The organism is Streptomyces panacea (assembly GCF_040560175.1).
GTDB classification, from domain to species: Bacteria; Actinomycetota; Actinomycetes; order Streptomycetales; family Streptomycetaceae; genus Streptomyces; species Streptomyces panacea.
In genome coordinates this window covers 16,986-37,934 of sequence record NZ_JARJHW010000033.1, presented here as the reverse complement: position 1 = coordinate 37,934, position 20,949 = coordinate 16,986, and the positions used below count along the sequence as shown (strand labels likewise).

Genomic DNA, 20,949 nt, shown 5'->3' with positions numbered 1-20,949 from the left:
CGTTCCAGAACGCGAGAAGCCCCAGCTCAGCGAGCTGGGGCCGCTCAACGGGAACGTACTGGGAGATCAGAGCCGCATCGGCTGCGGCGTCTCACGCCGGTCCGCGTCGGGGCCCGGGTACTCCCGGATGATCTCGTAGCGCGTGTTCCGCTCGACGGGCCGGAAACCGGCGTCGCGGATCAGGTCGAGCAGATCCTCACGGCCGAGCTTGTTCGGCGTGCCGTAGTTGTCCGCGTCATGCGTGATCTTGTACTCGACGACCGAGCCGTCCATGTCGTCCGCGCCGTGCTGGAGCGCCAGTTGGGCGGTCTGCACACCGTGCATCACCCAGAAGACCTTCACGTGCGGGACGTTGTCGAACAGCAGCCGGGAGACGGCGAAGGTCTTCAGCGCCTCGGCGCCGGTGGCCATCGTCGTACGCGCCTGGAGGCGGTTACGGACCTTGCCGTCCTGCATGTCCACGAAGTCGTGCTGATAGCGCAGCGGGATGAAGACCTGGAACCCGCCGGTCTCGTCCTGGAGTTCACGCAGCCGCAGCACATGGTCGACCCGGTGCCTGGGCTCCTCGATATGGCCGTACAGCATCGTGCACGGGGTCTTGAGACCCTTCTCGTGCGCGAGGCGGTGGATGCGCGACCAGTCCTCCCAGTGCGTGCGGTGGTCGACGATGTGCTGCCTGACCTCCCAGTCGAAGATCTCGGCGCCACCGCCCGTCAGCGATTCGAGCCCGGCGTCGATCAGCTCGTCGAGGATCTCACTGGCCGTCAGCCCGGAGATCGTCTCGAAGTGGTGGATCTCGGTGGCCGTGAACGCCTTGAGCGAGACCTCCGGCAGCGCCTCCTTGAGCGCCTTCAGCGAGCGCGGGTAGTAGCGCCAAGGGAGCGTCGGGTGGAGCCCGTTGACGATGTGCAGCTCGGTGAGGCTCTCGCCGCGCATCGCCGTGGCGAGCCGGACGGCCTCCTCGATGCGCATCGTGTACGCGTCCTTCTCGCCCGGCTTGCGCTGGAACGAGCAGTAGGCGCACGACGCGGTGCAGACGTTCGTCATGTTGAGGTGCCGGTTGACGTTGAAGTGGACGACGTCACCGTTCTTACGCGTCCGCACCTCGTGCGCGAGCCCGCCCAGCCAGGCCAGGTCGTCCGACTCGTAGAGGGCGATGCCGTCCTCACGGGTCAGCCGCTCGCCGGCCCTGACCTTCTCCTCCAGCTCGCGCTTGAGCCCCACATCCATGACAGATGCAGTCATGCGGCGCCTCCCACTGTGTGTGCCATTTGTCCGCCGAACGCCCGGTTATCAGGCTCCACCAACCGTACGCCTACGTTTCGTCGGGAAGTTCGCCGACCCGGTTCTCCCACTTCGTGGAGAGCACGATGGTCGTACGGGTCCGGGAGACGCCCTTCGTACTGCCGAGGCGGCGGATCGTCTTCTCCAGACCGTCGACATCACCGGCGCGGACCTTGAGCATGTACGAGTCGTCGCCGGCGATGAACCAGCAGTCCTCGATCTCGCTCAGACCGCGCAATCGGTGCGCGACGTCCTCGTGGTCGGCGGCGTCGGAGAGCGAGATGCCGATCAGCGCGGTGACACCGAGGCCGAGCGAGGCCGAGTCGACGGTGGCGCGGTAGCCGATGATGACGCCTGCCGCCTCCAGCCGGTTGATGCGGTCGGTGACGCTGGGCCCGGAGAGCCCGACGAGCCGGCCGAGTTCGGCGTACGAAGCTCTGCCGTTCTCTCTGAGGGCCTGGATGAGCTGCCTATCCACGGCGTCCATATGCCTGAAGCCTTCCATTGTTCAGCAATCTCGCAAGTTGATGTATGCAATCTAAGGCAGTGCGGCCATGCGGCGGTGCATATGCGGACTCGCTAGGAGGCGCCCGGCCCCGTACGGGAGCCCCCCAGCTCCCCCTCCCAGCGGCGGTACAACCGGTGCGGCACCCCGGCCGCGTCCAGCACCCGGCCGGCGACGAAGTCCACCAGGTCCTGGATGTGCGTCGCCCCCGCGTAGAAGCCCGGGGACGCGGGCAGCACGACGGCGCCCGCCTCGTCCAGCGTCACCAGATGCTTGAGGGTCCCACCGCCCAACGGGGTCTCCCGGACGGCGACCACCAGCGTGCGGCGCTCCTTGAGCGTGACGCTCGCCGCGCGTTGCAGCAGGTCCTTCGACAGCCCGAGCGCGACACCCGCCACACACGCCGTGGAGGCGGGGACGATCAGCATCCCCTTGACCGGGTACGACCCCGAGGACGGCCCGGCCGCCAGATCACCGGCGGCCCAGTGCCGTACGTCCGACACGTCGGGGGCGAAGGTGTCCGGCTTTCCGTCGGCGCCCCTGGCCAGCCACGCGCGCAGATCCTCTCGCCAGTGCGCGTCCCGGAAGGAGATCCCCGTCTCGTCGAGCAGCGTGAGGCGGGACGCGCGGCTGACGATCAGATCGACGCTCTCGCCGGCGTCGAGCAGCCCGCGCAGCACGGCCGCCGCGTACGGGGTCCCCGACGCGCCGGAGATTCCGACGACCCACGGCCGCCTGGGCCCGGCCGTGGGCCGCTCGACATGCCGCTGGTCCTCGTGGTCCGATCCGGGTTTCACGCGTCCGACCCTATCCGGCGCCCGGAAGCAGGAACCGGGGACGGTGCCTCGCGCGTTCCAGGGGTGGGAGCGCGACGACCCTTGGGGGGCGACATGCCGGATTCATCCATCGACAGGAACGCTGTGGGCCGTATCAAGGCGGCGGCGGCGCTGATGCTGGGCTGGCTGGCGCTGCTCTGGGTCCTGGAGGCCGTGGACTCCTCGACGGGCGCGCTCGACACGTACGGACTGAGCCCGCGTGACCTGGGCGAGCTGCGCGATGTCATCCCGATGGCCTTCCTGCACCACGGTTTCGACCATCTCGCGGCCAACTCCGTGCCGTTGCTCGTGCTCGGCTTCCTCGCGGCGCTCAGCGGCATAGGCCGCTTCCTGCGCGTGGTCCTCACGATCATGGTGGTCGGCGGCCTGGGCGTCTGGCTCACGGCGGCGGACAACTCCGTCACGGCGGGGGCGTCCGGTGTGGTCTTCGGGCTGCTCGGCTATCTGCTGGTGCGCGGCTTCGTCAATCGCAGCATGGTGGACATCGTGGTGGGCGTGCTGGTCCTGGTGATGTACGGATCGGCGCTGTGGGGCGTCCTGCCGACGAATCCGACGGTGAGCTGGCAGGGCCATCTCTTCGGGCTGATAGGCGGCGTGGTGGCGGCGTTCATGTTCCGCCGCCCCCAGCGCCAGGTCCCGGCGGGCGCGCTCAGGTACTGACCGCGCCCGCCCACCTCCCGCACGTCAGGGGGTCAGTCCCCGTACGAGCAGGTCGAGCAGCGCGCAGATGAACAGCGCCATCCCGATGAAGCCGTTGACGGTGAAGAAGGCGCGGTTGAGACGGGACAGATCGTTCGGCTTCACGACCTGGTGCTCGTAGAGGAACGCGGCGGCGACAATCAGCAGACCCACCCAGAAGAACAGTCCGGCGTCGGTGACCAGCGCGTACCAGACCAGCAGGGCCGTGGTCACGGCGTGCGCGACGCGCGCGCCGTACAGCGCGGCCGGGATGCCGAAGCGCGCCGGTACGGACTTCACGCCGTGCGCGCGGTCCGCCTCGACGTCCTGGCTGCCGAAGATCAGGTCGAAGCCGCCGATCCAGATGCCGACCGCCAGACCGAGGATGACGGCGTCCCACGACCACTCGCCGGTGACGGCGATCCAGGCACCGACCGGGCCCATGGCCTGGGCGAGGCCGAGGATGGCGTGCGGGAAGTTCGTGAAGCGCTTCCCGTACGGATAGACGACCATCGGGACCACGGCGACGGGAGCGAGCACCAGACAGAGCGGGTTCAGCAGGGCGGCGGCGCCCAGGAACACCACGAGGGCGACGAGCGCGCCCGTCCACGCGGAGCGCACCGACACCGCGCCGGTCACCAACTCGCGGTTCGCCGTACGGGGGTTACGGGCGTCGATCTCCCGGTCGATGATCCGGTTGCAGGCCATCGCGAAGGTCCGCAGGCCCACCATGGCGATCGTGACCAGCAGCAGCCGGCCCCAGTGGATGTTCTTGTCGAGCTGGAACATGGCCGTCAGCGCGGCGATGTACGCGAACGGCAGCGCGAAGACCGAGTGCTCGATCATCACGAGCCGCAGGAACGCCCGCGTCCTGCTGCCCGACGGCGCGGGCCCCGACCCCTGGGGCCGCTGCCGCCGTCCTTGCCGTCCCTGTCCGACGAGTCCGTCGGCTCCCTCCGCGGCACTGGTCACAGGCCGTACTCCCTCCAGCGCTTCGTCACCCGGTCCGCGGTCTCCGGGTCGGACTCGACCATCTCCGGCCAGCCACCGTCCCGCGTGTACCCCTCCTCGGGGAGTTTGCGCGTCGCGTCGATACCGGCCTTGCCACCCCAGAACTGCTGGTACGAGGAGTGGTCGAGGTGGTCGACCGGTCCCTCCACGACCGTCAGGTCCCGCGCGTAGTCGGTGTTGCCCAGCGCCCGCCAGGACACCTCGTGCAGATTGTGGACGTCGCAGTCGGCGTCCACGACGACGATCAGCTTGGTGAGCGACATCATGTGGGCGCCCCAGATGGCGTGCATCACCTTCTGCGCGTGCTTCGGGTACTTCTTGTCGATCGAGACGATCGCGCAGTTGTGGAAGCCGCCCGACTCCGGCAGGTGGTAGTCCACGATGTCGGGCACGATGATCTTGAGCAGCGGCAGGAAGAACCGTTCCGTCGCACGCCCCAGCGGCCCGTCCTCCGTCGGCGGACGGCCGACCACGATCGACTGGAGCAGCGGACGCTTGCGCATCGTCACGCAGTCGATGGTCAGCGCGGGGAACGGCTCCTGCGGCGTGTAGAAGCCGGTGTGGTCGCCGAACGGCCCCTCCGGCAGCATCTCGCCCGGCTCCAGCCAGCCCTCGATGACGACCTCGGCGTTGGCCGGCACCTGGAGCGGCACCGTACGGCAGTCGACCATCTCGATCCGCTTGCCCTGCACGAAGCCGGCGAAGAGGTACTCGTCGATGTCGCCGGGCAGTGGGGCGGTGGAGGCGTACGTCACTGCGGGCGGACAGCCGAAGGCGATCGCGACGGGCAGCCGTTCACCGCGCTTGGCGGCGACCTGGTAGTGGTTGGCGCTGTCCTTGTGGATCTGCCAGTGCATGCCGATGGTGCGCCTGTCGTGGCGCTGGAGCCGGTAGAGCCCGAGGTTACGGACGCCAGTCTCGGGGTGCTTGGTGTGTGTCAGACCGAGGTTGAAGAAGGATCCGCCGTCCTCGGGCCAGGTGAAGAGCGCGGGCAGCTTGTCCAGATCCACGTCGTCACCGGTGAGGACGACCTCCTGCACGGGCGCGCTGCCGGGCTTCACCTTCTTCGGCGGCACGTGCGTCATCGTGCCGAGCTTCCCGAAGGCCTCGCGCACCCCCACGAAGCCCTGCGGCAGTTCGGGTTTGAGCAGCCCGCCGATCTTGTCGCTGATGTCCGTGTACGAGGTGAGGCCGAGCGCCTTGAGGAGCCGGCGGTCCGTCCCGTACACGTTCATCGCCAGGGGCATGTCGGACCCCTTGACGTTCTCGAAGAGAAGCGCGGGGCCGCCGGCCTTGTTCACCCGGTCGACGATCTCACCGACTTCCAGATACGGATCGACCTCGGCCTTGATGCGCTTGAGGTCGCCGTCGCGCTCCAGCGCCCGGAGCAGAGAGCGAAGATCGTCGTAAGCCATGCGATCCAGTATCTGCTACTCGCTACCCTGGACCTGTAACCGGGGCCACCGCCCCGTACTCGATCTCCACGCACAGGGGGACCGCCCATGCTTCGGGTGCTGATGATTCTGGTGCCGCTGGCTCTCAGCATCTATGCCTTCATCGACTGCATCACCACCGACGAGAAGGACATCCGCCATATCCCCAAGCCCATCTGGGCCATCCTGGTGCTGCTCTTCCCGCTGGTCGGCTCGATCGCGTGGCTGATCGCGGGCAAGAAGCCCACGGCCGGCATCGGCTCGGCGGGTGGCCGCCGGGGCGGCTGGGTCGCGCCGGACGACAACCCCGACTTCCTCAAGTCCCTTGAGAAGGACGGCAAGAAGGACGGCGGGAAGGACGGGGCGAAGGACGGCGGGAAGAAGGAAGAGACGCCGGCCGCGGACGCCGACGCGCTGGCCGAACTGGAGCGGCGCGAGGCCGATCTGCGTCGCCGGGAGGCCGAGATCGAGCGCCGCGAGAAGGGCGGCAGCGCCGACGACGTCCCGCCGACGGCCTGAGCCCGTACGACGGCACAGCGGCGCGCCCCCGGCCCGATGGGCCGGGGGCGCGCCGCTGTTCGTGGATCGTCCCGCTGTGCGTCACACGCCCGCGTACGAGTGCTTTCCGGTGACGAAGATGTTGACGCCGTAGTAGTTGAACAGCCAGCAGCCGAACGCGACCAGCGCCAGCGTCGCCGCCTTGCGGCCCTTCCAGCCCGCCGTGGCGCGCGCGTGCAGATAAGTGGCGTAGGCGACCCAGGTGATGAAGGACCAGACCTCCTTGGGATCCCAGCCCCAGTAGCGGCCCCAGGCGTCGCCGGCCCAGATCGCGCCCGCGATGATCGTGAAGGTCCAGAGCGGGAAGACGGCGGCGTTCACGCGGTACGAGAACTTGTCGAGCGTCGCGGCGGCGGGCAGCCGCTCCATGACGGAGGACCACGCGCGGCCGACGGTGACGCCGCGGGCGACCTTGGACTCGTACACGTCACGCAGCAGGTAGAAGAGCGTGCCCACGGCGCCGAGGTAGAAGACCGCGCCGCAGAAGATCGCGGTGGAGACGTGGATCCAGAGCCAGTACGAGTGCAGGGCAGGGACCAGCTGGTCGCTGTCGGTGTAGAGCACGGTCGTCGCGACGCCCAGGTTGAGCAGGACCGTGGTGACCAGGGGCAGTCCGATCCAGCGGACGTTCTTCTTCGTGAGGAGGAAGGCGAGATACGTGCCGACCGCCACCGTGGAGAAGGTGGTGGAGAACTCGTACATGTTGCCCCACGGCGCGCGCTGCACCGCCATCGCGCGGCTGATGACGCCCGCCGCCTCGATCAGGAAGCCGAGCGCCGTCAGGGCGACGGCGATACGTCCGTACAGGTCGCCCTTGAGTGTGCCGCCCGCCGCGCCGGGGCCGTCGGGCACGTCGCGGCGTCCGGCAGCCGAGCGCGTGATGACCTTGGGCCGCTCCAGGACGGCGGTGCCGCCGCCGTTCTCCTTCTCCGCCGTGCGCACCTCGACCGTGGCGGAGCCCGCCGCACCGGCGCCGGTCAGCGCGGCGGCGGTACGGCCGACCTTGCTGCGGCTGCCCAGGACCCACTCGACGATATGGGCGAAGAAGGCCAGGGTGTAGACGGCCATGGACGAATAGACCAGCACGTTGGCGGTGTGCGCCAGGTTCTCGTTGGTGGTGGCGGCGAGGATCACTTCTCAGCCCCTTCGACAGGCTCTCCGGTAGGTGTGACGGGGGTTTCTTGCGCTTCTTCGGGCGCCGGGGCCGCGGGTGCGGTCGGCGCCTGCGCGTTGAGCGTCAGTGCCAGGTCGCCCAGCTCCTCGGGGAGCTTCGCCGACTCGCTGCGGCCGAGGCCGGCCATCTCCACGACGGTGACGCCGTCGGCGCCGCGTACCGCGCGGACCCAGATCCGGCGCCGCTGGATGAAGAGCGAGCCGACGAGCCCGAGGACGGCCCCGATCGCTCCGGTGAGGGCGAGCCCGTTGCCGGGCTGCTGCGAGACCTGGAAGGTCGCCCACTCCTTGATGTCCTTCTCGAAGGTCACCGAGCCCGCGCCGTTCGGCAGTTTCATCGTCTCGCCGGGCAGCAGCCGCTGGGCGAGCTTGTTGCCGTCGGCGTCCTTGAACTGCTTCATCTTGCTGGTGTCGAGCTGGTACACGTTCTGCGGCAGACCGGAGTCGACGCCGAGGCTGCCCTGGTAGCCGGTGAGCGCGAGCACGGGAAAGTCCAGTTCGGGGAACTGGGAGAACATGTTGCCGTTGCCCTTGCCCGCGAACGTCGGGACGAAGAAGGCGTTGAAGCCGAGCTGCTGCTTCTTGCCCTTGCTGTCGCGGTAGCCGTCCATCACCTTGATCGCGCCGGTCGAGGTGATGTTGTTGTCGATCGGCAGCAGCGGTGTCGCGCCCTTGAAGACGACCTTGCCCTTGCCGTCGCGGACGGTGAGGACGGGTGCGTACCCGTGGCCGATCAGATAGACCTTCGAACCCTTGACCTCCAGGGGTTCGTTGACCTCGATGACCGCCTTGCGCTCCTTGCCGCCCGCGTCCGTCGTGTAGCTGACGTGGGCCTCGAACTCGCGGGCCGTGCCGACCTGCGGTCCCTTGCGCTCGAAGGTTCCGACGAACTTGTCGAGGTCGAAGCTGAACGGTTCCAGGTCGTCGGTGTCGTACATCGAGCCCGACTTGAAGTCGTCGTACTGCGTGAGGGTGTTGGAGAAGCCGTCGCCCTCCATGATCAGCTTGCCGCCCTCGGACTTGAACAACTGCCCGGTGGCGAAGGCCACCAGCATCACGATCAGCGCGATGTGGAAGAGCAGATTGCCGGTCTCGCGGAGGTAGCCCTTCTCGGCGGCGACCGCGTCCCCGGCGGTGTGCGCGCGGAAGCGCCGCCGCTTGAGCATGGCGAGCGCGGCCTCGCGGGCCTCCTCGGGCTCCGCGGTCGTACGCCAGGTCGTGTACGCGGGAAGCCTGTCGAGCCGCTTGGGGGCGCCCGGCGGCCGGCCGCGCAGCTGCCCGACGAACTGCCAGGTGCGCGGGACGATGCAGCCGATGAGCGAGATGAAGAGCAGGAGGTAGATCGCCGAGAACCACACCGAGCTGTAGACGTCGAACAGCTGGAGCTGGTCGTAGATCGGGGTGACCGTCTCGTGCTTCTCCTGGAACGTCTGGACCTTGAGCTCGTCGACGCTGTTCTGCGGGATGAGCGAGCCGGGGATCGCGGCGAGCGACAGCATGAACAGCAGGATCAGCGCGACACGCATCGAGGTGAGCTGGCGCCAGAACCAGCGGATCCAGCCGAACGGACCGAGGCTGGGGCCGCCGATGGCGGACTCCTCGCGGGGGGCCGTGGAGAGCTGCGATCCGGCGGCGCCGAGTTCGCGGGACTCGCGCGCCTCGGGTGACTCGGGCGTCTCGGGCGCGGTCTCGGCCGCCTCCGCCTCCGCCGTCGTCTTGTCGGAGTCGGAGCCCGCGGTCGTCGTCTCTGTCTTGCTCATGGAACTAGATCCCCACCGTGAAGCCGTTGGTCCACGTCTGCATGTCTTGCATGATGCTGTCCCATACGCCAGTCACCAGCAGCAGCCCGGTCGCGATCATCATCACGCCGCCGATCCGCATCACCCACACGTAGTGGCGCTTGACCCAGCCGAACAGCCCCAGTGCCTTGCGGAACGCCACGGCGGCGAGCACGAAGGGCACGCCGAGTCCGACGCAGTACGCGACGGTCAGTATGGCCCCCCGCCCCGCGGTCGCCTGGTCGAAGGCCAGCATGTTCACGGAGGTGAGCGTCGGGCCGATGCACGGTGTCCAGCCGACCCCGAACATCGCACCCAGCAGCGGAGCGCCGACGAGGCCCGACACCGGCTTCTTGTGGACGCGGAATTCGCGCTGCGTGAGCCAGGGCAGCAGCCCCATGAAGAACACGCCCATCGCGATCATGAGTACTCCGAGGATCCGGGAGATGACCGCCCGGTTGTCCTGGAGGGTGTTGCCGAAGTAGCCGAAGAGCGCGCCGCCGGAGACGAAGACCGCGGTGAAGCCGGTGATGAACAGCACCGCGCCGGCGAGCATCCGCCCCCGCCGGGCGTCGCCCAGATCGGTGCCGCTGATGCCGGTGACGTACGAGAGGTAGCCGGGTACGAGGGGCAGCACGCACGGTGAGAAGAACGAGACGAGACCACCCAGCACCGCGATCGGCAGCGCGACCAACAGCGCCCCGTCGAGGACGGTCTCGTTCATGCCGGGAACTGCGGCGAGAACCTCCACGGGATCACTTCTCCGCGATCAGCGGGTCGATCATCTCGCGCAGCTTCTTGTCGTCGAGCGCCTTGAGCGAGCGGGCCGCGATCTTCCCGTCCCGGTCGAGCACGATCGTGGAGGGGATGGCCTGCGGATTGAGGGTGCCCTTCGGGAAGCCGTTGACGATGAGCTTGCCCGCGGGGTCGTAGATGCTCGGGTACGTGACGCCGAAGTTCTTCTCGAAGGCGATGGCCGAACCCTTGTTGGCGTCGCGGGCGTTCAGCCCGACGAAGGCGACGTCCTGCCCCTTGTCCTCGGTCTCCTTGGCGACCTTCGCGAAGTACGGCGCCTCGGCGCGGCAGGGTCCGCACCACGAGCCCCAGACGTTCAGCACGACGACCTTGCCCTTGAGGCCGGCCACGTCGAGCTGCTTGCCGTCCAGCGTCTCACCGGCGATCTCGTTGACCGCCTTGCGCTCGCCCTTGGCGACGGTCTGCACCCCGCCGGTGTTCGTCACGAAGTTGGTGTCACCGCCGCCGCCGGACGTGGCACCGCCGCCGCACGCCGCGAGGGTGAGCATGGCCGCCGACGCGACAACGGCCGGAAGTACGGCGCGTGGGCGTCGGTTCGAGCGGCTTGGGAGGGCTCGGCCAAAGTTCATGTGAAAAGTTTCGCATGGGCCATTCAGGGATCTTCTTCGCCCCCCTCGCTCCCGGAGAACGCACTGTCGGCGGCCTGGTCAGGGCCGCCGCCACAGGCGTTACGAGGCTTACGCGGCCTTGAAGAAGGTGTTCCAGCCGCCGGCCGGGGACTGGCCGACCTCCAGCGTACGGAGTTCGGCGAGCACCGCCGGGTCCTGGACATCGAGCCAGTCCGTGAACTGCCGGAAGGAGACGAGCCGTACGTCCTTCTTCTCCGCCATCCCCTTCAGCGCTTCTTCGACCGCATCCATATATATGCCGCCGTTCCACTCCTCGAAATGATTCCCTATGAAGAAGGGGGCGCGATTCGACTCGTAAGCGCGGCGGAATCCGGAGAGATACGCTTCGGTGGCCTGTTCGCGCCAGCCCGGATAATTCGAGGGAACGCCCTTCGTCGAATTCTTCGACTGATTGGCGAGCATGTTGTAGTCCATCGACAGCACCTCGAAGGAATGCCCGGGGAACGGCACGGCCTGCAACGGCAGATCCCACATGTCCTGTCGCTTGCCCGGCCACATCTGCCGGCCGCCGGGCGAGCTGGCGTCGTAGCGCCAGCCCAGCTTGCCCGCCATGGGCAGCAGGTTGTCCTGGCCGAGCAGGCAGGGCGTACGGCCGCCGACCAGTTCCTTGCGGTAGTCGAACGGCAGCGGATCGAGGTCCTTCCAGCCGCTGTTCGTCTTCCACTCGGTGACGAAGCCGATGGCCTGTTCGGTCTCGTCGCGCCACTGCTTCGGCGACCAGTTGCCGACGGAGCCGGAGCCGGCGCAGAAGTGCCCGTTGAAGTGGGTGCCTATCTCGTGCCCGTCGAGCCAGGCCCGGCGTATGCACGTGAGCGTGTCCTTGATGTGCGCGTCGGTGAGATAGCCGATGTCGGAGGCGCCGACGGCGTTGCCCGGCGGACGGTAGAGCGTCTTCTTCGACTCCGGCAGCAGATAGACACCGGAGAGGAAGAACGTCATCGCCGCGCCGTGGTCCCTGGCGAGGTCGAGGAAGCGCGGGAAGAGGCCGTTGCCCACCTCGCCCGCGCCGTCCCACGAGAAGATCACGAACTGCGGCGGGGTCTCGCCCGGTTCGAGCGGCACGGGCTTGGGCGGCTGGTGCGGCTGCTTTCCGGTGTCGGCCGTCGAACCGTCACCGATCAGCCGCACATTCTTCCCACTCGCCTTGCCGCTCGGCTCGACCCCGCCCTCGCCCGCGGTCCCGCCGCTGTCCCCACCGGAATTGCCGGACGCACCCGTGTGGGTACCGCAGCCCGCGATTCCGATTGCGGCCGCCGCCCCGATTCCGGCCCCGAGCAAGCCCCTTCGGCTCATGTCGCGCATATCGGTTCCCATCCGCGCTCGTTCATGTAACGTCCGCCGGTCATGCGGACGACAACACGTTAGATGGCACAGGGAACTCACAGGTTCCAGCAATTGGTAAAGCATCGGCCTGTAACAGCGGATGTGACATTTCCCGCCGAACCGTGGGCGATTGGCCGACTACGCTCCGAAGGCTTTCGACGCGCCCTTCACCGGTTTGGCACCGGCGAGAAGATGCGGGGGTACGAGATCACGCGCCGGTTCCGTATAGGCGACGGAGATCAGCCTCTCCCCCTCGTACGTGAATGTCGTCAGGGACGCGAGCGTGCACTGTCTGCGGCGCGGGTCGTGCCAGAGCCTGCGGCGCTCGAAGTGGCTGCGCACGATCCAGATCGGCAGCTGGTGGCTGACGCACACGGCCTCGTGCCCGAGGGCCGCGTCGCGCGCGTCGGCCAGGGCGGCCTTCATGCGGGCGACCTGCTCGACGTACGACTCGCCCCAGGAGGGCCGGAACGGGTTGGTGAGATAACGCCAGTTGGCGGGCGAGCGCAGCGCGCCGTCGCCGACCCCGAAGGTCTTGCCCTCGAAGACGTTGGCGGCCTCGATGAGGCGGTCGTCGGTGTGCAGGGTCAGGCCGTGGGACTTGGCGACGGGGGTCGCCGTCTCCTGGGCGCGCTCCAGCGGGGAGGCGACGACGTAGGTGATGTCGCGGCTCGCGAGGTGCTCGGCGACGCGGTCGGCCATCCGCCTCCCGAGTTCGGAGAGGTGGTAGCCGTCGCGGCGCCCGTAGAGGACCCCGTCGGGGTTGTGCACCTCTCCGTGCCGTACGACGTGAACGACGGTGGTCTCGGCGCTCATGCGCGCACACCCTCCTCGGTCGCTTCCGCGGCCGCGCGGGCGGCGGCCGGCAGGGCGGCGGCGACGCGCTCGACCGCGCGCTCGTCGTGGGCGGTGGAGACGAACCAGGACTCGAAGGCGGACGGCGGCAGATAGACGCCGTCGGCGAGCATCGAGTGGAAGAAGCCGGTGTAGCGGAACGCTTCCTGCCGCTTGGCTCCGTCGTAGTCGTGGACCTCGTCGGCGGTGAAGAAGACGGAGAACATGTTGCCCGCCGTCTGCACCCGGTGCGCCACGCCCTCCTTACCGAGGGCGTCGGTGACCAGCCCGCGGATCTCTGCGGAGACGGCGTCGACCTTCGCGTACGCCGCGTCGTCGAGCAGCCGCAGCTGCGCGAGCCCGGCGGCGGTGGCGACGGGGTTCCCGGAGAGCGTGCCCGCCTGGTAGACGGGCCCGGCGGGCGCGAGGTGCGCCATGACGTCGGCGCGACCGCCGAAGGCCGCCGCGGGGAATCCGCCGCCCATGACCTTGCCGAAGGTCATCAGGTCGGGCGCGACGCCGTCGATGCCGTACCAGCCGGCCTTCGACGTACGGAATCCGGTCATCACCTCGTCGGAGATGTACAGCGCGCCGTTCGCGGCGCAGAGCTCCTTGAGCCCGGCGTTGAACCCGTCACGCGGCGGTACGACGCCCATGTTCCCGGGCGAGGCCTCGGTGATCACACAGGCGATCTCGCCGGGGTGCGCGGCGAATGCCTCGCGTACGGCCGCCAGGTCGTTGTACGGCAGTACGACGGTGTCCCCGGCCTGCGCGCCGGTCACCCCGGGCGTGTCGGGCAGCCCGAACGTCGCGACACCGGAGCCGGCGGCGGCGAGCAGCGCGTCGACGTGCCCGTGGTAGCAGCCGGCGAACTTGACGATCTTCGCGCGCCCGGTGAACCCGCGGGCGAGCCGGATCGCCGACATGGTCGCCTCGGTGCCGGACGACACGAGCCGTACCTGCTCGACGGGCGCGACCCGGCCGACGATCTCCTCCGCGAGGGCGACCTCGCCCTCACCGGGCGTCCCGAAGGACGTACCCCGGGCGACGGCGGCCTGGACTGCTTCGATGACCTCGGGCCGCGCGTGCCCGAGGATCATCGGCCCCCAGGAACAGACGAGGTCGACATAGTCGCGCCCGTCGGCGTCGGTGAGGTACGGACCGTCACCGGACACCATGAACCGGGGCGTACCGCCCACGGCGCGGAAGGCACGGACGGGAGAATTCACGCCGCCGGGCGTCACGATCGACGCACGGTCGAAAAGCGCCTGCGAAACGGGGGCTTCGTATGAATACGACACTTTGGTCCTGATCTGCGTTCGGGGTCGGGTGGCCGGGGACGAAGGATCTCGGCCACCGATGAGCGGGGCGCGCGGTCTCCTCGTATTACATAAGGGCGTCAACGCCCCCGCGTCTGCGAAACTGGGGCGTCATAGGGGAAGCTCACGCAATCCATGGTGTCAGAGGCTTGGAAGTATCTGCGGACAGGTGTTTCACCGGTCGTCCGTGGGGGAGGTCACTGTCACGATGATCGGGTTGCGCGGCCGGGGCTGCGAGTGGTCGGGTGGAGATATGCATCGCGGTGGCGGACTGGGCGAGGGGACCGATGACCTCGGGCCCGACCCTGCCCGGCGGGGGAAACACCGGCGCCGCGAGCGAGAGGCCCGCGCGCAGCCTCCCTCCGGCCGGAACGACAGCCGGCCTCCGGGAGGCGGGAGCGGCCGGGTGGGCGTGACGTACAAGTACTTCGGCGCCCCGGACGGCGCGACGGCGGCCCGCGTCCCCATTTCGATGCGCCCGGAGGAACTGGGCGGCGACGAACTGGGCATGGGCGGCATGTTCACCAAGATCAAGCCCGAGACGATAGCCGCGATGGTCCTCACGGGCATCCAGGGCATGCCCCTGAACAAGGTCCCCCCACTCGAACTGGTCGTACTGCACCCGGACTACGCGGTGGTCAAACTCCCGATGACGGTGGTGGACCCCCTCCGCGACATCGGCGAGGAATCGGTGGGAGCGGCGGCCTTCATCTGGTCGACGGTCCCGGACCGGGGCGGACCGCGGGACGCGTTCTACGTCTACCAACTGCTGCACGAATGGCAGGACTTCAGCCACCGGCTGCATGAGGCGGGGCATCAGCCGTACTGCCTGGTGTGGCCGTAGAGCCGAGTTCCGGGGTACGGGCGCCCGCTCAAGTGGGCGCCCGGGGCACGGAAATGAAGGAGAGTCAGCTCCTCGGGGCGCGCTCTCCCTCTCGGCCCTTCAGTGCCGCGACCCACCGAGCCCGCCGAACTGCCGTTGAGCCACGACCGCGTTGAAGTGCGCCCGAGCTCCCGGAATATCCATGACCACCGGGACCGATGATGCGCACCCCCACTACACAACCCCCGTCCCGCCCGCACCCAACTCGAACTCCTCGTCGGCAGGGGGCTGCGAGAAGTCGTCCTCGGAATCGCCCGCCGCCTTGTCGAACGTGGCATCGGCGTGTGCGGATGCCGCATCCTCGGCTTCGCCGTCGAGACCCACGAGGACATCTGGGCGACCGTGCGCCACATCCGCGACCTCTGGGGCATCGCCGACGCCAACCCTCGCAGCACGCGGACCAGCGTGTTCGAGTTCCGCTTCGAGGTACGACTCGTCGAACGTGCGAGAGGAGAGGGGGTCAGCAGCCGACCCTCCGACGACGCCGATCGGTACGAAGGGAATCGTCTTGCGCTTTACCGGTTCATCACCCACCAGATGAGCCACGCCATGACAGTCGAACCAAGTGCCGAAGCCGCGCCACGGAGCATGTGCCTGATGAGACCCGACCAGGCGCGACGGGCGAGCCGGCGCGGCCGTCGGATGGGGGCCGTCCACTTCGAGGTCGTCGTCGGGTGCTTCTTGATCGCGATGGACTTGCGCATCTTCGTCGTCCTGGTGATGAGTTCGGGCAGTTCCAGTGACGACGTTCCGGTACCCGAAGGGTGTTGCGCACGGGGCAACATGTTGCCGACTCGGCCGAAACAGCCGCGGTGTTGCCGGAATCCGCGCAACACCCTCAAGTGTCAGAGGCAGCAGGTAGGAATGGATGGTGCTGTCAGACAACCGGGCGGACGGCACACTCGACGAGTCTCGTGCCGATCTGTCCGCCGCCGAAGCGGGCCTCGTGGGGGCCATGCGCGCGGCGTTCGACACGCGGCGCCTCTCGCTCCGGGCCAGCGCCCCCAGGCTGTGGGTGGACTACACGACGCTCAGCAAGTACCTCAGGTGCAAGAGCTTTCCGCCTACGCAGTTCGTCAAAGCCCTCATCGATTTCGCCGGAGACCGCCTCTCCCCGGAGCAGGCCGAACAACTGTGGCACCTTCATGCCGCCGCCGCGCAGGGGCGTAAGGATCCGCAGCACCAGATGCGGACGCTGAGCGCCCGGATCCGTCACACAGCCGAACAGGCCAGGGACGCAGATCGCAGAACAGCGGAGGCAGAGGATGGCCTGTCCGCGGCCCGCGCGGAGATCCGTCGGCTGCGCACACAACTGCACATCATCACAGGGTCGTTGGACGACTGCGGCGACACCGTCCTGACCGAGCTGGACCGCTACGCGGAACAGCACGCGTCCGGCGCCCCCGCCATACCGGTTCGAGTGAGCCCTCCTGTTCTCGCCTCCTGGCGCACCCTCTTGATGGCTGCGGACTCCGCACCCACCATGGCGCATACAGATTCCCCGCCGGATACCCGGGATCGCCGGGTCGCGACCTATCAATTGCTGGCACTCGACCAGCGCCGCTGCGATGTGCTGGACGCCCTCGTCCCCATGGGCGATCCGAATATCGGGCCGCCAAGTGAGGCAGCGGTCGAACTGCACGACCTGGCTTTCGGCGCCATGGTCGGTCTCGGTCCTCGGTCTTTTGCCGGAGCACTCGAGTACGTGTCCGCCGACCTGTCAGGCCGGACTGACACCTCACAGCACGTGCTGCGCGGCCAGTTGGCCGACGACGAGGCGGGCCCGTTGGTCGACTCCTGGCGACGAAACATCAATCGGTGGGACCACGAGACGGGCCCGCGGTGGACGGACAGCCCGCCCCGCAGCTTCGAGCGACGGATCGCCATGTACGAAGCGCTCGCCCTGGAGCCCGATACCCGGCGGATCCTGACCGAGTTGATCCCGATCTCCTTCGTCGAAGGCCCCGTCGTCATCGGCGAACCGCGTCCGCCGTGGGCCACTCCGGCGCACCTCGCCAACGATTGGTACTGGCCTGCGTACAAACGGGGTCTGAGAGACCTCAAAGGCTGGTCTGCCGAGGCCGTGACCGGCATCGACGAGGCTGCCGATCGAGTGGTAGAACGGCTCGCCGACCCCTCGGACGCGGCCGCCTACCAGACCAAGGGCTTGGTGATGGGGTATGTCCAGTCCGGGAAGACCGCCAGCTTCACCGGAGTGATCGCCAAGGCAATGGACCGCGGGTACCGGCTGGTGATCGTGCTCAGCGGCACACTCAACCTGCTGCGCGCCCAGACCCAACGGCGTCTCGACATGGAACTGGTGGGCAAGGAGAACATCCTGCGCGGGGCGCCCGACGAGCACTCCGAGTATGCCGACGACCCTGCGTGGCAGGCGGGCGGGTTTCTCTCACACAGAGAGCTCCCCTCACGACTCGGCGCGTTCGACGTCATCCGCCTCACCACCCGGAACGACGACTACCGGGCGCTGCGTCAGGGCATCACCGCGCTCGAATTCGAGAAGACCGATCCCACCCTGCCGTTGCACCACCCTCACAACCTGCACCGCAGTGCGGCGCGACTCATGGTGGTGAAGAAGAACAAAGGGGTTCTGACACGGGTCGTCAGCGACCTCCGGCGGCTGGGGCGACAGCTCGAAGAGATTCCCGTCCTCATTGTTGACGACGAGTCGGACCACGGATCGGTGAACACCGCGCACTCCGGGAGCGGACGGGAGGGAGCCAACCGCACCGCGATCAACGGCCTCATCTCCGATCTGCTGAGGCTGCTCCCGCGCGCCCAGTACGTCGCCTACACCGCCACTCCGTTCGCGAACGTCCTGATCAACCCGACCGATCAGGACGATCTGTTTCCGAAGGACTTCGTCATCGCGCTGCCTCGCCCGTCCGGCTACATGGGGGCGCGCGAGTTCCACGACTTCGACTCCCCGGTTCCAGTCCACAAGCGGACGGTCGCCGACTCGCGGGAATTCGCACACGTCCGGCCCATAGAGGAGACCGGGGAAGGTGAGGACATGTACCTGCGCCAGGCACTGGACGCTTTCCTCCTGTCGGCGGCGGTCAAGCTCTACCGTGAGGCGCGCGACCCGAGCGGGATCGACTACCGTCACCACACGATGCTCGTCCACGAGTCCGTGCGGAGGGTCGACCATCGTGAGAGCGCCCACCGGATCAACCGCCTCTGGCGCGTGAATCAGCAGGAGGCGGACCACGGGCTCGGACGGCTGCGCGCTCTGTTCGAGACCGACTTCGCTCGCGTATCGGCCCACCACCACGACGGATTCGTGAGGCCTGCGGACTTCAGTGACCTGGTGCCCTACCTCCGCGCGGCGCGCAGCCGCATCCAAGCGGGCGGGGGTCCGGTCGTCGTGGTCAACGGTGACCGGGACATCGAGAGCGGGACCGTGGACTTCGACCGCGGTCCGGTGTGGAAGATCCTTGTGGGAGGTGCGAAGCTCTCCCGCGGCTTCACAGTCGAAGGACTGACCGTCACCTACTACCGGCGCGACACCGGCCAGGCCGACTCACTGATGCAGATGGGGCGTTGGTTCGGCTTCCGCCATGGCTACCGGGACCTGGTGCGGCTGTACATCGGGCGTGGAACGGGAGGCGACAGAAGCGTCGACCCATACGAGGCATTCGAGGCCGCCTGCCGCGACGAAGAGGCCTTCCGCGCGCAGCTCGCCGACTACGCGATGCCGGTGGACGGCGGCCCAGCGATCACGCCGTCGCAGATCAGGCCGCTGGTGGCCCAGTACCTCCCAGAACTGAAGCCCACGAGCGCGAGCAAGATGGTGCATGCCCGGCTCGTGGAGATCCGCTCACCCGGCAGGTGGATCGAGCCGACCGCACTTCCTGTCGGTGGCGCCACCATGAGCGCGAATGCGGAACGGTGGCGGCCGGTGCTGTCAGCACTCGGCGGACCGGTGAAGCAGCTCTCGGTGCGCGCCCAGGACGGAACGAGGGCCACCTCGTTCTCGGCACTCACCGCAGTTGTCACGCACGCACAGCTGCTCGGCGTACTGGACGGTCTGGAGTGGGACCGACCCAAGGCTTTCGCACCGCACCTGGCGTATCTGCGGAGTCTCGGCACTGGCCCGGCGCCGCTGGGCGGATGGCTGATCGTGGCACCCCAGCTCGCCTCGGAGAACGCGCTGAAGGCAGCCCTCCCTGGGACACCTGAGATGTCACTGTTCCGGCGTACTCGTCGGCGCCCGGGTGCCTTCGGCGCGATCAGCGATCCCGGCCACCGCCGAGTGGCGCGGGAGTTGCTGAATGACGGCGAGCGCGGGCTGGCGTTGCTCTATCCCGTCATCGAACCGGAGGCGCTCCATCAGCCGGTGGACACTTCCCGCGTCTCCATCGGCTTCGCACTGTTGACTCCCGACAGGATGGACAACGACGGGTCCGGGCCGGCCATCCGGTTCCGGGCCGGCGACGTATGAGGTGAAGCGAGGCGGTACTCCCACCCGTGGCCCAGGGAAGGGCTGCTCGGATACCTGGCGGGATCCGGTGTGCCGGCGGAGCACGGCTGGTGACGGCCTGGGAGTCAGGGCTTGCTCATGGGGGTGGCCTTGCCCTTGCGCAGGGTGAGTGTGCGGTCCGAGCCGGCCGCCAGGGTTTGGCTGTGGGTGACCACGATGACGCATTTGTTCTGTTCGTGCGCCAGTTGGCGGAAGATGGCACGGCAGTTGGTCGGCGAAGTGCGGCCCCGGGCGAAGGAGAGGGACGTGGCCGTCACCCTGACCGCCGACCGGCCACTGCATGTGGCGGGCGACCCGGTGCTGCTGCGGCACCTGTTGACGAATCTGCTGCACAACGCGGTTCAGTACAACCGGCCCGGCGGGACCGTATCGCTGCGCCTCGACGGCCGCACGCTGACGGTGGCGAACACCGGCGAGCCCGTGCGCCCCGACCAGGTCGCCGGCCTCTTCGAACCCTTCCGCCGCCTCGGCCAGGACCGGACCGGCACCACCGGTCACGGACTCGGCCTCTCCATCGCCAGGTCGATCACCACGGCACACGGCGCACGCATCACCACCCACCCGGGCGACGACGGAGGGCTCACCGTCTCCGTCACCTTCAACGACAGCTGACGGGCTGATGGAGCGGAGATCGGCGCCGCAGCGGCATGCGGTACGCGGCACGTGGTGCCCGCCCGGTCGGAGGCGGACACCACGCGGACCCCACGACCCGTCACTCCCCCTTCGGCGACTCAAGCGCCTTGAGGGCGATGTTCAACTCCAGCACATTCACGCGTGGTTCACCGATGAAGCCCAGGATGCGGCCGTCCTTGTGGTCGTCCACCAGCTTCCGCACCCGCGCCACGTCCAGGCCGTTCAGCTTCGCGACCCGCTGTACCTGGATGTCGGCGTACTGCGGGGAGATCGCCGGGTCGAGGCCGGAGCCGGACGAGGTGACCGCGTCGGGAGGCACGTCCGAGGGCCTGACCTCGTACCCGTCGACGGAGTTGTCCTTGACGACGGCCGCCTTCGCGTCCTTCACCCACTGGATCAACTCCTCGTTGTCACCCGCCCTGTTGGTCGCTCCGGAGAGGATCAGCCTGTACTGGGTGTTGACGCTGTTGGTGCCGAGACCGTTGGAGGGGCGGGGCTGGAACCACTTGAGGTCCGGTTCCGGGGTCTCCTGGCCCTTCTTGAGGGGCAGGTCGTAGCGCTGGCCGATGAGTTCGGAGCCGACGACCTTGCCGTCCGAGGTGATTTCGGAGCCGTTGGCCTTGTTGTCGAAGAGGGCCTGTCCGACGCCCATGACGGCGAGGGGGTAGATCACGCCGCACACGATGCTCAGGACGAGCAGGGCGCGGAGCCCGGCGCCGAGGAGGCGGGCGGTGCTGCCGATGGTGGTGTTCATG

20 protein-coding genes are annotated in these 20,949 nt (G+C 68.3%); 5 read left to right on the top strand and 15 right to left on the bottom strand.

The window, feature by feature from the left end; all coding sequences use genetic code 11:
* Positions 1 to 66: 66 nt before the first annotated feature.
* From mqnE to P3L51_RS11235, 3 genes are all read right to left on the bottom strand, one after another.
* Positions 67 to 1,230: an aminofutalosine synthase MqnE gene (gene mqnE, locus P3L51_RS11245; RefSeq protein ID WP_354604997.1), complete on the bottom strand. Its 1,164-nt coding sequence runs from the start codon at positions 1,228 to 1,230 to the stop codon at positions 67 to 69.
* Between the two features lie 85 nt (positions 1,231 to 1,315).
* On the bottom strand, positions 1,316 to 1,771 hold the full coding sequence (locus tag P3L51_RS11240; protein ID WP_023539462.1) for an Lrp/AsnC family transcriptional regulator: 456 nt from the start codon (positions 1,769 to 1,771) through the stop codon (positions 1,316 to 1,318).
* Between the two features lie 92 nt (positions 1,772 to 1,863).
* Positions 1,864 to 2,586 carry a UbiX family flavin prenyltransferase gene (locus tag P3L51_RS11235; RefSeq protein ID WP_435594426.1) on the bottom strand — a complete coding sequence of 241 codons (723 nt, stop codon included), beginning with the start codon at positions 2,584 to 2,586 and terminating at the stop codon, positions 1,864 to 1,866.
* A gap of 93 nt (positions 2,587 to 2,679) precedes the next feature.
* On the opposite strand from P3L51_RS11235, the gene P3L51_RS11230 reads away from it, so the two are divergent.
* A complete protein-coding gene (locus P3L51_RS11230; protein ID WP_354604986.1) occupies positions 2,680 to 3,285 on the top strand; it encodes a rhomboid family intramembrane serine protease in 606 nt (201 codons plus the stop codon).
* 24 nt (positions 3,286 to 3,309) lie between these two features.
* Here the strand turns inward: P3L51_RS11230 and mqnP are convergent, their stop codons facing one another.
* A complete protein-coding gene (mqnP, locus tag P3L51_RS11225; protein WP_435594428.1) occupies positions 3,310 to 4,149 on the bottom strand; it encodes a menaquinone biosynthesis prenyltransferase MqnP in 840 nt (279 codons plus the stop codon).
* A 122-nt stretch (positions 4,150 to 4,271) separates the two neighbouring features.
* The gene (locus P3L51_RS11220; RefSeq protein WP_354604984.1) at positions 4,272 to 5,729 is read right to left on the bottom strand and encodes a menaquinone biosynthesis decarboxylase; all 1,458 of its coding nucleotides are present in this window, start codon (positions 5,727 to 5,729) and stop codon (positions 4,272 to 4,274) included.
* An 87-nt stretch (positions 5,730 to 5,816) separates the two neighbouring features.
* Here P3L51_RS11220 and P3L51_RS11215 point away from each other — a divergent pair, with 87 nt between their 5' ends.
* A complete protein-coding gene (locus P3L51_RS11215) occupies positions 5,817 to 6,266 on the top strand; it encodes a PLD nuclease N-terminal domain-containing protein (RefSeq protein ID WP_354604983.1) in 450 nt (149 codons plus the stop codon).
* A gap of 81 nt (positions 6,267 to 6,347) precedes the next feature.
* Here the strand turns inward: P3L51_RS11215 and ccsB are convergent, their stop codons facing one another.
* The 7 genes from ccsB to hemL all read right to left on the bottom strand — a co-directional run bounded on the left by ccsB (position 6,348) and on the right by hemL (position 14,159).
* Complete coding sequence (gene ccsB, locus P3L51_RS11210) at positions 6,348 to 7,439, bottom strand: c-type cytochrome biogenesis protein CcsB (RefSeq protein WP_354604982.1); 1,092 nt, start codon at positions 7,437 to 7,439, stop codon at positions 6,348 to 6,350.
* On the bottom strand, positions 7,436 to 9,238 hold the full coding sequence (resB, locus tag P3L51_RS11205) for a cytochrome c biogenesis protein ResB (protein ID WP_354604981.1): 1,803 nt from the start codon (positions 9,236 to 9,238) through the stop codon (positions 7,436 to 7,438). Before resB ends, ccsB begins: the two co-directional genes overlap by 4 nt.
* A 4-nt stretch (positions 9,239 to 9,242) precedes the next feature.
* Positions 9,243 to 9,980, bottom strand: a complete 738-nt coding sequence (locus tag P3L51_RS11200; RefSeq protein WP_354604980.1) for a cytochrome c biogenesis CcdA family protein — start codon at positions 9,978 to 9,980, stop codon at positions 9,243 to 9,245.
* A 31-nt stretch (positions 9,981 to 10,011) separates the two neighbouring features.
* The gene (locus tag P3L51_RS11195; RefSeq protein WP_435594425.1) at positions 10,012 to 10,641 is read right to left on the bottom strand and encodes a TlpA family protein disulfide reductase; all 630 of its coding nucleotides are present in this window, start codon (positions 10,639 to 10,641) and stop codon (positions 10,012 to 10,014) included.
* A gap of 108 nt (positions 10,642 to 10,749) precedes the next feature.
* The gene (locus tag P3L51_RS11190) at positions 10,750 to 12,003 is read right to left on the bottom strand and encodes a polysaccharide deacetylase family protein (protein ID WP_354604995.1); all 1,254 of its coding nucleotides are present in this window, start codon (positions 12,001 to 12,003) and stop codon (positions 10,750 to 10,752) included.
* A 159-nt stretch (positions 12,004 to 12,162) separates the two neighbouring features.
* A complete protein-coding gene (locus tag P3L51_RS11185; RefSeq protein WP_354604978.1) occupies positions 12,163 to 12,840 on the bottom strand; it encodes a histidine phosphatase family protein in 678 nt (225 codons plus the stop codon).
* The gene (gene hemL / locus P3L51_RS11180) at positions 12,837 to 14,159 is read right to left on the bottom strand and encodes a glutamate-1-semialdehyde 2,1-aminomutase (RefSeq protein ID WP_354604977.1); all 1,323 of its coding nucleotides are present in this window, start codon (positions 14,157 to 14,159) and stop codon (positions 12,837 to 12,839) included. The genes P3L51_RS11185 and hemL overlap by 4 nt, the downstream gene beginning before the upstream one ends.
* Positions 14,160 to 14,430: 271 nt before the next feature.
* On the opposite strand from hemL, the gene P3L51_RS11175 reads away from it, so the two are divergent.
* The gene (locus P3L51_RS11175; RefSeq protein WP_354604976.1) at positions 14,431 to 15,021 is read left to right on the top strand and encodes a hypothetical protein; all 591 of its coding nucleotides are present in this window, start codon (positions 14,431 to 14,433) and stop codon (positions 15,019 to 15,021) included.
* Between the two features lie 213 nt (positions 15,022 to 15,234).
* Here the strand turns inward: P3L51_RS11175 and P3L51_RS11170 are convergent, their stop codons facing one another.
* Positions 15,235 to 15,606, bottom strand: coding sequence for a hypothetical protein (locus P3L51_RS11170; RefSeq protein ID WP_354604975.1), 372 nt, complete (start codon positions 15,604 to 15,606; stop codon positions 15,235 to 15,237).
* Between the two features lie 322 nt (positions 15,607 to 15,928).
* Between P3L51_RS11170 and P3L51_RS11165 the strand changes: the two genes are divergently transcribed.
* Positions 15,929 to 19,522: a Z1 domain-containing protein gene (locus P3L51_RS11165; protein ID WP_354604974.1), complete on the top strand. Its 3,594-nt coding sequence runs from the start codon at positions 15,929 to 15,931 to the stop codon at positions 19,520 to 19,522.
* A 104-nt stretch (positions 19,523 to 19,626) separates the two neighbouring features.
* Here the strand turns inward: P3L51_RS11165 and P3L51_RS11160 are convergent, their stop codons facing one another.
* The gene (locus P3L51_RS11160; protein WP_354604973.1) at positions 19,627 to 19,818 is read right to left on the bottom strand and encodes a hypothetical protein; all 192 of its coding nucleotides are present in this window, start codon (positions 19,816 to 19,818) and stop codon (positions 19,627 to 19,629) included.
* Here P3L51_RS11160 and P3L51_RS11155 point away from each other — a divergent pair.
* Positions 19,808 to 20,173, top strand: coding sequence for a sensor histidine kinase (locus tag P3L51_RS11155; RefSeq protein WP_354604972.1), 366 nt, complete (start codon positions 19,808 to 19,810; stop codon positions 20,171 to 20,173). The genes P3L51_RS11160 and P3L51_RS11155 overlap by 11 nt on opposite strands.
* Positions 20,174 to 20,273: 100 nt before the next feature.
* Here P3L51_RS11155 and P3L51_RS11150 read toward each other — a convergent pair whose 3' ends face one another.
* Positions 20,274 to 20,948 carry a potassium-transporting ATPase subunit C gene (locus P3L51_RS11150; RefSeq protein WP_354604971.1) on the bottom strand — a complete coding sequence of 225 codons (675 nt, stop codon included), beginning with the start codon at positions 20,946 to 20,948 and terminating at the stop codon, positions 20,274 to 20,276.
* Position 20,949: the final 1 nt, after the last annotated feature.